The sequence below is a fragment of the Streptomyces sp. CA-210063 genome (genome assembly GCF_024612015.1).
GTDB lineage: Bacteria > Actinomycetota > Actinomycetes > Streptomycetales > Streptomycetaceae > Streptomyces.
In genome coordinates this window covers 9745118-9756731 of the sequence record NZ_CP102512.1, presented here as the reverse complement: position 1 = coordinate 9756731, position 11614 = coordinate 9745118, and the positions used below count along the sequence as shown (strand labels likewise).

Genomic DNA, 11614 nt, shown 5'->3' with positions numbered 1-11614 from the left:
GCACCCGCGCCCCTGACGGGGCGCGGGTGCACCGTCAGTGCGCGTGATCAACCGAAGGTGGCTCCGACTCTTCCGCTGCCGCCGCTCCTCCGGTCCCGACCGTGAACGCCGCCGTGTGGACGCTCCCTTGGTGCTTGAAGTCGAGGAAGAGGCGGTAGGTGCCGGTGCTGGGGGCGGTGGCCGTGAAGGAGATGTCCGGGCCGGGTTCGGTCTTTCCGTCTCCCGGTTCACCGTTGGGGTGGACGTGCAGGTAGGCGAGGTCGCCGGAGCGCAGGGCGACCAGGTGGCCGTAGGCGCCGAGGTAGGGCTGGAGGTCGGTGACGGGCCGGCCGTCGCGGGAGACCTTGAGCTTGAGTTCGCTCGCCGCGCCCGGCCGCAGGCCGCCGTCCAGCTCGACCTCGTAGCCGTTGACCTCGGCGGTGTCGCTCGCCGCCGGGAGCTTCTCCGGCTTGAACGTGCCCGAGGCGGCCAGGTCCGCGCCGAGGGTGAGGTTCTCGGTGTTCTTCCCGGCCGGGGTGAAGTCGGCGAAGACGCGGTAGCCGCCCGCCCGGGGCAGGTCGACGGGGATGCTCCAGGTGCCGTCTGCGGCGCGGGTGGGGTGCAGATGGCGGTAGGTGACCAGGTCGCGTGAGGCGAGGATGAGGTGGAGTTCCTTGTCGTGCTCGCGCTGGTACGCCGTGACGGCACGGCCGTCCTCGTCCCGGATGACGAAGCGCAGGTCGGCGCGGCGCCCGGCGGTGACGCTCGGGGTCCGGAGGTCGAGCGTGTAGCCGCCCTCGGAGATCTGCAGCCCGCCGGCCGGGGCCGATGCGTGCTCCTCCGCGTGGCCGCCGCCTCCGTCGGGTTCCGGTGACGTTTCCCCGCCGTGGCTGTCGTGGCGTGCGGGCGCGCTCTCCGGGGTGTCCGAGACGACGGGTTCGACGCCCTTGCCCACGCCGTAGGCGGCGCCGAACGTCGCGGCCAGCGCGGCGGCGAACGCGGTGATCCTCAGTCCGGTGTCCATGGCCGTCTCCTTCGGGGTCGGGGGTCTCCACACACAGCTCACAATACCCCGGGGGGGTATAGAGTCAAGCACTGCCGGCGACTTGGAGTCTGTATACCCCTCGGGGGTATACAGACTGTGGGAACGAAGATTACCCCCACCCCGTACCTGACCGCCGCCCACCACGCACGAGGAGCAGCCATGACCACCACCAGGACCGGCACCGCCGCCGAGGTTGAGCTCTCCATCGGCGGCATGACCTGCGCCTCCTGCGCGGCCCGTGTCGAGAAGAAGCTGAACCGCATGGAGGGCGTCACCGCGACGGTCAACTACGCCACCGAGAAGGCGAAGGTCAGCTACGCCGATGACGTCTCCGTGCGGGACCTGATCGCCACCGTCGAGGCGACGGGTTACACGGCCCGGGAGCCCGCGCCACCCGTACCGGCCGAGCCCGAGGGCGACGGTGAGGCGGCGGACGACGAGCTGCGGCCGCTCAGGGAGCGCTTGATCACGGCGGTGGCCCTGGCCGTCCCGGTCGTCGCGATGGCCATGATCCCGGCGTTGCAGTTCGAGTACTGGCAGTGGCTCTCCCTGACGCTGGCGGCGCCCGTGGTGACGTACGCGGGATGGCCCTTCCATCGGGCCGCCTGGACGAACGCCCGGCACGGTGCCGCCACCATGGACACGCTGATCTCCATCGGCACACTGGCCGCGTTCAGCTGGTCGCTGTGGGCGCTGTTCTTCGGTACGGCGGGCACGCCGGGCATGAAGCACCCCTTCGAGCTGACCATCGTCCGAGGTGACGGCGCCGGGAGCATCTATCTGGAGGCGGCGGCCGGAGTGACCGCCTTCATCCTGGCCGGGCGGTATTTCGAGGCCCGCTCCAAGCGCAAGGCGGGTGCGGCGCTGCGGGCGCTGCTGGAGCTGGGTGCCAAGGACGTCACCGTGCTGCGGCCCGACGGCGGCGAACAGAGTGTTCCCGTCGCCGAGTTGAAGGTCGGCGACCGCTTCCTGGTGCGGCCCGGCGAGAAGATCGCCACCGACGGCACGGTCGTCGAGGGCTCGTCCGCCGTGGACGCGTCCATGCTCACCGGCGAGTCCGTGCCCGTGGAGGTCGCGGCCGGCGACCCGGTCACCGGTGCCACGGTCAACGCGGGCGGCCGGCTCGTCGTCGAGGCCACCCGCGTCGGCGCCGACACCCAACTGGCCCGGATGGCGAGGCTGGTGGAGGACGCGCAGAACGGGAAGGCCGCGGCGCAGCGGCTCGCGGACCGGATCTCCGCCGTCTTCGTGCCGATCGTGATCGCCCTTGCCCTGGGCACCCTCGGCTTCTGGCTCGGTAACGGCGCCGGCCTGACGGCCGCGTTCACCGCCGCGGTCGCCGTACTGATCATCGCCTGCCCCTGTGCCCTGGGACTGGCCACCCCGACCGCGCTGCTGGTCGGCACCGGGCGCGGCGCCCAGCTCGGCATCCTGATCAAGGGCCCGGAGGTCCTGGAGTCCACGCGCAAGGTCGACACGGTCGTCCTCGACAAGACGGGCACCGTCACCACCGGCCGTATGACCCTGCTCGCCGTGCACACCGCCGACAACACCGACGAGGCCGAAGTCCTGCGGCTGGCGGGCGCGTTGGAGCACGCCTCCGAGCACCCGGTCGCCCGGGCCGTCGCCGAGGGGGCGTTGGCGAAGGTCGGTGCGCTCCCCACGCCGGAGGACTTCGCGAACGTACCCGGGCTCGGTGTGCAGGGGATCGTCGACGGCCACGCGGTCCTCGTCGGCCGCGAGCGGCTCCTCGCCGACTGGGCCATGGAACTGCCCTCGGAACTCCGGCGGGCCAGGTCCGAGGCCGAAGCGTCCGGACGTACGGCCATCGCGGTCGCCTGGGACGGCGAGGCGCGTGCGGTCCTCGAGGTCGCCGACGCGGTGAAGGCGACCAGCGCGGAGGCGATCACCCGGCTGCGCGCACTGGGCCTCACGCCGATCCTGCTGACCGGCGACAACCGGGCCGTCGCCGAGTCCGTCGCCCGCGAGGTCGGTATCGCGCCCGAGGACGTGATCGCTGAGGTCCTGCCGCAGGACAAGGTCGACGTCGTCAAGCGGCTGCAGGACGAGGGCCGTTCGGTCGCGATGGTCGGCGACGGCGTCAACGACGCGGCCGCGCTCGCGCAGGCCGACCTGGGCCTGGCGATGGGGACCGGCACGGACGCCGCGATCGAGGCCGGCGACCTGACCCTCGTACGAGGCGACCTGCGCGCGGCGGCCGACGCCATCCGCCTCGCCCGCCGGACCCTCGGCACCATCCGGTCCAACCTGTTCTGGGCCTTCGCCTACAACGTGGCCGCCCTGCCACTCGCCGCGGCCGGCCTTCTCAACCCGATGATCGCCGGAGCGGCCATGGCCTTCTCCTCGGTCTTCGTCGTGGGCAATTCCCTGCGGCTGCGCACGTTCCGAACCGCCGACTGATTACCCCGCGGGCATGGCGCCGCTGCCCCTGGAGCGAAAATCGTGTCGAATGCCAGGGATCGATTTTCCGACCTGGGCACTCCCGCCGAAAACGATGAGTGCGTCCCTGGGCCATTCCACGGAGACATCTCGGAGGTTGTGCCGACGGACCGTTACGGGCCAAATCGGCGAATTCCATTGCCCACGCCCGCGAGAATCTCGTCGAGGACGGCAAGGGGAAATTCGATGCGATCGTTCAGCGGTCGTGGTGTTCACCGAGGTGGGCGAGGAGCAGGTTCGGGTCCTCCATGGTGAAGAAGGCGCCGCTGGGTACGTGGACCGTCCGGTGGCGTACGGCCACGGGGGCTCTCCTTGGACGGGCTGGAGAGGTCAGGGAGCGCCGGGTGCGGCGCCACTCGAACACGGCGGTGCGTCAGCCGATGGCGGTGGCAGTCACGGCCTGTGGAGGGCCACGACCTCCGGCCCCGGCATCCGGTCCGGAGCCCTGGAGGGCCGGCGGCGATCGGCGGAACGGCCGTCCTCAGCATAGGCGGGATCCGACGACCGTCGTGGGTCATGTCGTGGGTCACGTCGACGAGGGCTTCGTGCTGAAGGGCGTGATCGGGCGTTCCTGGAGTTCGCCGTCGACGGTGATGTCGACCTCCTCGTTGTAGAAGGCGAGGAGTCCCTTGATCGCGCCCACGGCGGGCAGCGGGTCCGGATAGCTCCAGACGATGTTCGGCGGTACGTCGGCCTCGCCGCGCCACGACCAGTACTCGGCGGTGCCCTTGTACGGGCAGCCGGTGCGGCGGTCGGTGGGGGCGAACAGGTCCAGGCGGACGTCCTCGCGCGGGATGTAGTACCGCGTGGGCAGACCGGTCTCGAAAAGCAGTACCGGGCGGCGCGTGTCGGCGACGACGGTGCCGTTGATCTCGACCCGGACATGGCGGCTGCCGGCGATGGCGTCGACGCGTTTGTGCGGGTCACGGGGGTGGATGAAGATCTCTTCCTCTTCCTCGTACCAGTGGTCGAGGCCCCGGCCGACGCGCCGGAACCACTCGAAGGCGATGTGGTCGGCCAGGTCCGCGGCGGGGAACGTCCAGGCCGCGTTCTCGGTACGCTCGCCGGCGACTTCGAGGTCGTAGAAGACCCGTGACCCGGTGTGGGCGTCCGTCGGTGGGTTCTTCGCCGGGCGGAGCAGATCCTCGCGGACCTCCTCGCGCGGGAACGCGTACAGCGGTACGGGCACGCCGGGCTCCCACACGAGTACGGGGTGGCGGCTGTCGACGACCGTCACATCGCCCTTGGCTCCGCGTACCCAGCGCTCGCTGGGCTCCCACAGCAGCCCTTCGGGGGTGGTCCGCACGGCGTGCTCGGTGGGGAACATCGGCATGAGCGGCTCTCCTTCGGCGTCCTACAGCCACCTTGCCCCAGCCGTTCGCTCGCGCCTAGCCTCTGTTTTGTGCCGCGAATAAACAAAGCCCGACCGCACAACGCCGTGCCGGGCCACGACAGCGACCTCTCCCACCTCCGTGTCCTTCGTGTTCTCCGTATCGCCATCACCGCCTTCTTCGCCCTCGACGGCTTCGTCTTCGCCGGCTGGGTGGTCAGGATCCCCGCGATCAAGGAGCAGACCGGCGCGTCGCCCGGCGCGCTGGGGCTCGCACTGCTGGGCGTGTCCGCCGGAGCGGTGGTCACGATGATGCTCACCGGCCGGCTCTGCCGCCGTTTCGGCAGCCATCCGGTGACGGTCGTGTGCGCCGTTCTGCTGTCGCTCAGCGTGGCGCTGCCCCCGCTCACCCACTCGGCGCTCGCGCTGGGCGGGGTACTGCTGATCTTCGGCGCGGCTTTCGGCGGGATCAATGTCGCTTTCAACAGCGCCGCCGTCGACCTCGTGGCCGCGCTGGGGCGGCCGATCATGCCCGGTTTCCACGCCGCGTTCAGCCTCGGCGGCATGGTCGGGGCGGGAGCCGGCAGCCTGGTCGCGGACTCCCTGTCCCCCACCCACCATCTGCTCGGCATCACCGTGCTCGGCCTACTGGTGACCGCCGTCGCCGCGCCCACCCTGCTGCGCCACGAGCCCCCGGCACCGCCGGACCGCCCCCTCGCTCGGAACGACCTGGAGTCCCGCCAGGACGACGACCGGGAGGCCGGTCCCCGCCGCCTCGACGGCCGTACCCGCGGACTGGTGGTCGTCCTCGGCCTGATCGCCGGGTGCACGGCGTACGGCGAGGGGGCGCTGGCCGACTGGAGCGCCCTGCATCTGGAGGAGGACCTGGACACCTCCTCGGGTGTCGCGGCGATCGGTTACACGTGTTTCGCGCTCGCCATGACGATCGGCCGGCTCACCGGGACGACCCTGCTCGAACGTCTGGGCAGGACCACCGTGCTCGTGGCCGGCGGCGCGACCGCGGCGGCCGGCATGCTGCTCGGCTCCCTCGCCCCCTCGGTCTGGGCGACCCTGCTCGGCTTCGCGGTCACCGGTCTGGGCCTCGCCAACATCTTCCCCGTCGCCATCGAACGCGCCGGCGCGCTGGCCGGTCCCAGCGGCGTGGCCACCGCCTCCACCCTCGGCTATCTCGGCATGCTCCTCGGTCCGCCCGCGATCGGTTTCATGGCCGAATGGTTCTCCCTGCCCACCGCCCTCACCAGCGTCGCGGTGCTCGCCGCGTTCGCCTCCGCCATCGCGTTCGCCACCCGTCACTCGGCCGCGAAATGACCACTCACCGTTGCCCCGTGACACCTCGTGGTGCATGAAGTCAGCCCGCCGAGAACATGAGGCAACCATTCAGTCGTTCGATTCGTATAACTCCCTGGAGGCACTGCGACCCGGCCGAACAGAGGACGGCCGGAGCGTCACCATCCGGTTTTCCGGATGGTCCCGAACAAGGAGAAACGATGCGACTGTTCGTGCTCAACTACGCTCGCGCCGCTGAGCAGTTGGAGTTCAGCGCTCCGTACACCTACGACTCCGGGCTGCAGTTGAACGTGCTCGCCGACGGGCGGATAGCCGCTCATGACCAAGGTCTGATGAGGGAATTGGGGGCGACGACGTCCACCGCGGGCTCGAAGACCCATTTCGACGACTGAACACGGACCGGCGACGATGACCGTGCTGATCCTGACCTGCGAACAGGATGTGACGGCGGACCTGGTGGTGGCACAACTGAACAGGACCGGCGTACCGGTGGTCCGGCTCGACCCCGCCGACCTGCCCGGCGAGGTGGCGCTCTCCGGCGAGTACGTGCACGGCGCCTTCCACGGGCATCTGTCCGCCGGGGGGCGCCTGGTGAGCATGAGCGGGCTGCGGTCCGTCTGGCTGCGCCGGCCGGGGGTTCCGGCCGGCCGGGTCGCCGAGCCGTCCGCCTGGCTGACCGAGGAGTCCTCGCAGGCCCTGTACGGCATGCTGCGCGGCACGGACGTCCGCTGGATGAACGACCCCGACGCGGCCCGGCGGGCCCGCCACAAGCCCTGGCAGCTCCGGCACGCCCAGCGCTGCGGGCTCCCCGTACCGGCCACGCTGATCACCACGTTCCCGCAGGCCGCCCGCGACTTCGCGCAGCGCTTCCCCGACCTGGTGGTGAAGCCGGTCTCCGGCACGCATCCGCAGGAACCGCCCAGGACGGTCCCCACCAGCCGGATCGCGCCCGGCACCGATTTCACCGCCGTCGCGTTCGGCCCGACGCTGCTGCAGCGCCGGATCGCCAAGACCGCCGACATCCGGCTCACCGTCGTCGGCGACCGCATGCTGGCCGCCCGCAAGGCGGTCGCCCCGGACGCGCACCCCGACGAGGTGGATGTCCGCTTCGCCACCTCCACCGCGCCCTGGCAGCCGGTCGACGTCCCGGCGCGCACCGCCACCGCCGTACGCGTCTATCTGCGGGATGCCGAACTCTCCTACGGGGCCTTCGACTTCGCGGAGGACGCGGACGGGATCTGGTGGTTCCTGGAGTGCAACCAGTCGGGACAGTTCGGATTCGTGGAGATGGACACCGGCCAGCCGATCGCCCGCAGCGTCGCCGACTGGCTGGCGCGCGAGGAGCCGGGGGCGGGGACCCGCGGCGACGGCCGGATACGGGCGACACCCTGACGAGCCGAAGCGCCCGCCCGCTGCCCGGGCGGGCGCTTCGAGCGCACTTCATCCGGCAGACTCACCCCATGGAGACTGCCGAGCACATCAGAGCCCTGGACGAGGAGGGCCGACTGCTGGCCGCGGCCGCCCGGAAGGCCGGTACGGACGCCGAGGTGCCGACCTGCCCCGACTGGCGGATACGGGACCTCGTGCGGCACACAGGCGTGGTGCACCGCTGGGCCACGGCCTTCGTCTCCGAGGGCCATCCCTCGCCCCGCCCCATCGGGACCGGCCCCGACCTGGACGGTGACGCCCTGCTGACCTGGTTCGAGGAGGGGCACCGGCGCCTCGTCGACACCCTGCGCGCCGCCCCGGCCGATGTCGACTGCTGGACCTTCCTGCCCGCCCCCTCCCCGCTGGCGTTCTGGGCGCGCCGCCAGGCCCACGAGACGGCCGTGCACCGCGCCGACGCGGACGCCGCGCTCGGCGGCCCGCCCGGCGAGCCCCCCATGGAGCTCGCGGTCGACGGCATCGACGAACTGCTGCTCGGCTTCCACGCGCGCGGCAGGAGCCGGGTGCGCACCGAGACGCCGCGTGTCCTGCGGGTGCGGGCGACGGACACCGGCGCCGTCTGGACCGTACAACTGTCGTCGGAGCCGCCCGTGGCGCAGCGGGCCGAAGCGTCGGACACCAAGGGCGCCAAGGGCGCCAAGGGCAGCGAGGATGCCGAGGACGCCGAGGACGCCGACTGCGAGATCTCGGGCCCGGCGCACCGGCTGTACCTGTCCCTGTGGAACCGGCTCCCCTTCCCCGCCGTCACGGGCGACCCCTCGCTCGCGGAGCTGTGGCGGGAGACCTCGGGCATCGTCTGAAACCGGGTCCGGCCCGCACGCCGATTGCCTTGTCCGGTGCGCCCACCGCCCCCACACTCGACCCATGGGGAGACGAACGCAGGCCGAGCGGGACGCGATGACCACGGAGATCGGTTTCGCGCTCTTCGCGGGGGCGGTGCTGGCGGGCGCGGCCTACTTCGGCGTGACGGAATTCCTGCCGAGCGTCTTCGGCTCCCTGCGCGGCCGGTGGAACCTGCTCGGCCCGATCGCGCTCTCGGTGACCGTGGTGGTGTTCGTGGCGGTCGTCACGGCGGTGCTGACCCGTTTCCGGCGCGCCGCCCGGTCCGACCGACAGCAGCCCGCCCGACCAAGCCCCGCTCAACCCAGCCAGCCCGGCCGCACCAACCCCGACTCGTAGGCCAGCACGACGAGTTGGGCCCGGTCGCGGGCGCCCAGCTTCACCATCGTGCGGCTCACATGCGTCTTGGCGGTCAGCGGGCTGACGACGAGCCGACGGGCGATCTCGTCGTTGGTCAGACCGATGCCGACGAGGGCCATCACCTCCCGCTCCCGCTCGGTGAGTTCGGCGAGGGAGGCGACGGCCGTCGGCTCCTTCGAACGGGCCGCGAACTCGGAGATCAGCCGCCGGGTCACGCTCGGCGACAGCAGCGCGTCGCCCTCCACCACCGCCCGTACCGCGCGCACGAGTTCCTCCGGCTCGGTGTCCTTCACCAGGAAGCCCGACGCCCCGGCGCGGATGGCCTCGAAGACGTACTCGTCGAGCTCGAAGGTGGTCAGCATGACGACCTTGACCTCTTCGAGATCCGGGTCGTCGGTGATACGCCGGGTCGCGGCGAGACCGTCGAGCAGGGGCATGCGGATGTCCATCAGGACGACATCGGGGCGGAGTTCGCGCACCTTGCCGAGCGCCTCCTCCCCCTCAGCCGCCTCCCCGGCGACCTCGATGTCGGGCTGTGCGTCGAGCAGCGCCTTGAACCCCGCCCTCACCAGAGACTGGTCGTCAGCGAGCAGTACGCGGATCACCGGTCCTCCTTGACCTCGCGGGACGCCCGTACCGGCAGTACGGCGAGCACCCGGAACCCCCCGTCGGCGCGCGGGCCCGCCTCGATCGTGCCACCCAGCGCGGCGGCCCGCTCCCGCATTCCGACGAGTCCGCTGCCGCTGCCGCCCGCGTCGGCGGAGGTCGCGGGCCCGTCGTCGTCGATCCGCAGCCGCAGCTCACGCCCGTCGTGCTCGAGGGCCACGCGCGCGTGCCGTGACCCCGAATGCCGTACGACGTTGGTGAGGGCCTCCTGGACGATGCGGAAGGCGGCGAGATCCGTGCCCGGCGGCAGCTCGGGCGCCCGGCCCTCGATGGCGACGGTCAGGCCCGCGCCCGCCGCCTGCTCGACGAGTTCGGGGAGCCGGGCGAGCCCCGGGGCCGGGGCGCGCGGGGCGTCGCCGGGCGTCCGGAGGGTGTCGAGGACCTGGCGGACCTCGCCCAGGGCCTCCTTGCTGGCCGACTTGATGACGGTGAGCGCGGTGCGCGCCTGTTCCGGGTCGGAGTCGAGGAGTGCGAGGCCGACGCCCGCCTGGACGTTGATCACCGAGATGCTGTGCGCGAGGACGTCGTGCAGTTCGCGGGCGATCCGCAGCCGTTCCTCGTCGGCCCGCCGCCGGGCGGCCTGCGCGCGCTCGGCCCGCTCCCGGGCCCACTGTTCACGCCGGGCCCGGGCCAGCTCCGAGACCGCGACGATCGCCACGCCCCAGGTCACGACGACGATCTCCTGCCCCCAGCTCGCGGCGTCGTCCCCACCCGGCGGCAGCCACCGGTACAGCCAGTGCGCCACCAGCACATGCCCCGCCCACAGCGCGCCCATGGCCGTCCAGGCGGCCTTGCGGTGCCCGGCGACGATCGCACTGAAGCAGCCGGCGGCGACGGTGAGGAACACCGGCCCGTACGGATATCCGGCACCCAGATACACGAGGGCCGTCACGGCCGTCCCGAAGGCGACCAGCACAGGCCTCCGCCATCGCCACAGCAGCAGCAGGGCACCCACGAGCAGCAGGACGCGCGCGAAGGGGTCGAGCGAGGCGCGTTCGTCCTTCTGGAACTCGGCGGCCGCGTTCGAGCCGACCATGACGAAGACGGTGAACGCCGCGGTGGAGCGCCACGGCCAGCGAGGACCCGCCTCGTCGCCGTCCGGCCGGTTCCACCACGGCGGCCCACCCCCGCCCCACCGCCGCCAGGGCGGCCCGCCCCACATCGGGGGGCCACCCGCCTGCGCACCCTGCTCCGCCATACCGGCCACGCTAGACGCCGACCACCGAGCACGACGTCACCCGAGCGAGGTGATCACCGCTACTCCCGCCGAAGTACGCCCCGCCGGTCCTGAGGACTTCAGCGCACCGCGGTCTCGGACCGCGGGAACACCAGACCGACGTGGTGAGCGAGTTGGCCCGCCGCGTGCCGGAAGAACACCCCTCGGTCCTCGACCACCCGGTTGAACTGCCCGAACACCTCGAAGCTGACCAGCCCGAACAGCTGCGCCCACGCCCCGACCAGCACCGCGACCACCTCCGGCGGCAGATCGGGCGCGAATTCCTCGGCCATCCGCCGCGCCTCGGGCCGCACCTCGGCGGGCAGTTTCCACTGGGCCACGCCCTTGTCCTGGTAGGCGCCGCGCACGATCCGGATCAGCAGCTGTCCGACCCGGGAGGCGGCCGGCACGGTCGTGTCGGGCGCGGTGTACCCGGGCACGGGCGAACCGTAGATCAACGCGTACTCCTGCGGCCGCGCCAGCGCCCACTCCCGCACCCCTTCACACACCGCGACCCACTGCCGAGCCGGGCTCTCACCGGCGGCCTTCGCATACGCGGCCTCGGCGGCCTCGCCCAGGGAGTCGAAGGCGTCGATGATCAGCGCGGTGAGCAGCTCGTCGCGGCTGGGGAAGTACCGGTACAGCGCGGAGGAGACCATGCCGAGCTCGCGCGCCACAGCACGCAGTGACAGCTTGGCGGCGCCCTCGGCGGCGAGCTGTCTACGCGCCTCATCCTTGATGGCGGCGGTGACCTCGATGCGGGCCCGGGCGCGAGCCCCTCGTGCTGTGCTCATGCGAAGCAGTGTGCCACAGGCGCAGAGCACTGCACACAATTCAGAGCAGCGCTCTCCAAGCAGAGCACCACCCACAAGCGAGAGCACCGCTCTTGCTTTGGAGCACCGATCTCGTGCACACTGCCCTCAGGCGAGAGCAGTGCTCTCTGATCCACTCGGCGAGCCGCTCC

Annotated in this window: 11 protein-coding genes; 6 read left to right on the top strand and 5 right to left on the bottom strand. The window is 71.8% G+C overall.

Annotated elements, in window-relative coordinates; translation table 11 throughout:
* Positions 1-34: 34 nt before the first annotated feature.
* The gene (locus tag JIX56_RS42805; protein WP_257549193.1) at positions 35-1003 is read right to left on the bottom strand and encodes a DUF748 domain-containing protein; all 969 of its coding nucleotides are present in this window, start codon (positions 1001-1003) and stop codon (positions 35-37) included.
* A 180-nt stretch (positions 1004-1183) separates the two neighbouring features.
* Here JIX56_RS42805 and JIX56_RS42800 point away from each other — a divergent pair, with 180 nt between their 5' ends.
* On the top strand, positions 1184-3445 hold the full coding sequence (locus tag JIX56_RS42800) for a heavy metal translocating P-type ATPase (protein WP_257549191.1): 2262 nt from the start codon (positions 1184-1186) through the stop codon (positions 3443-3445).
* Positions 3446-4010: 565 nt separating this feature from the next.
* Here the strand turns inward: JIX56_RS42800 and JIX56_RS42795 are convergent.
* Entirely contained in the window at positions 4011-4817 is an 807-nt protein-coding gene (locus JIX56_RS42795) for a DUF427 domain-containing protein (protein ID WP_257549189.1), read from the bottom strand.
* A gap of 105 nt (positions 4818-4922) precedes the next feature.
* Here JIX56_RS42795 and JIX56_RS42790 point away from each other — a divergent pair, with 105 nt between their 5' ends.
* The 5 genes from JIX56_RS42790 (at position 4923) to JIX56_RS42770 (ending at position 8747) form a co-directional block, all read left to right on the top strand.
* Positions 4923-6143: an MFS transporter gene (locus tag JIX56_RS42790; RefSeq protein ID WP_257551444.1), complete on the top strand. Its 1221-nt coding sequence runs from the start codon at positions 4923-4925 to the stop codon at positions 6141-6143.
* 179 nt (positions 6144-6322) lie between these two features.
* Positions 6323-6514, top strand: coding sequence for a putative ATP-grasp-modified RiPP (tgmA, locus tag JIX56_RS42785; protein WP_013005676.1), 192 nt, complete (start codon positions 6323-6325; stop codon positions 6512-6514).
* Between the two features lie 16 nt (positions 6515-6530).
* The gene (gene tgmB, locus JIX56_RS42780; RefSeq protein ID WP_257549187.1) at positions 6531-7514 is read left to right on the top strand and encodes an ATP-grasp ribosomal peptide maturase; all 984 of its coding nucleotides are present in this window, start codon (positions 6531-6533) and stop codon (positions 7512-7514) included.
* Between the two features lie 68 nt (positions 7515-7582).
* The gene (locus JIX56_RS42775) at positions 7583-8368 is read left to right on the top strand and encodes a maleylpyruvate isomerase family mycothiol-dependent enzyme (protein WP_257549185.1); all 786 of its coding nucleotides are present in this window, start codon (positions 7583-7585) and stop codon (positions 8366-8368) included.
* 64 nt (positions 8369-8432) lie between these two features.
* Positions 8433-8747 (top strand): DUF6332 family protein, encoded by a 315-nt coding sequence (locus tag JIX56_RS42770; RefSeq protein ID WP_257549184.1) that lies wholly within the window; start codon positions 8433-8435, stop codon positions 8745-8747.
* Here JIX56_RS42770 and JIX56_RS42765 read toward each other — a convergent pair.
* The 3 genes from JIX56_RS42765 to JIX56_RS42755 all read right to left on the bottom strand — a co-directional run bounded on the left by JIX56_RS42765 (position 8708) and on the right by JIX56_RS42755 (position 11444).
* A complete protein-coding gene (locus JIX56_RS42765; RefSeq protein WP_257549183.1) occupies positions 8708-9373 on the bottom strand; it encodes a response regulator transcription factor in 666 nt (221 codons plus the stop codon). The two genes, JIX56_RS42770 and JIX56_RS42765, sit on opposite strands and share 40 nt — an antisense overlap.
* Positions 9370-10632, bottom strand: a complete 1263-nt coding sequence (locus JIX56_RS42760; protein WP_443031974.1) for a sensor histidine kinase — start codon at positions 10630-10632, stop codon at positions 9370-9372. The genes JIX56_RS42765 and JIX56_RS42760 overlap by 4 nt, the downstream gene beginning before the upstream one ends.
* Positions 10633-10730: 98 nt before the next feature.
* Positions 10731-11444: a TetR/AcrR family transcriptional regulator gene (locus tag JIX56_RS42755; RefSeq protein ID WP_257549176.1), complete on the bottom strand. Its 714-nt coding sequence runs from the start codon at positions 11442-11444 to the stop codon at positions 10731-10733.
* Between the last annotated feature and the right edge of the window lie 170 nt (positions 11445-11614).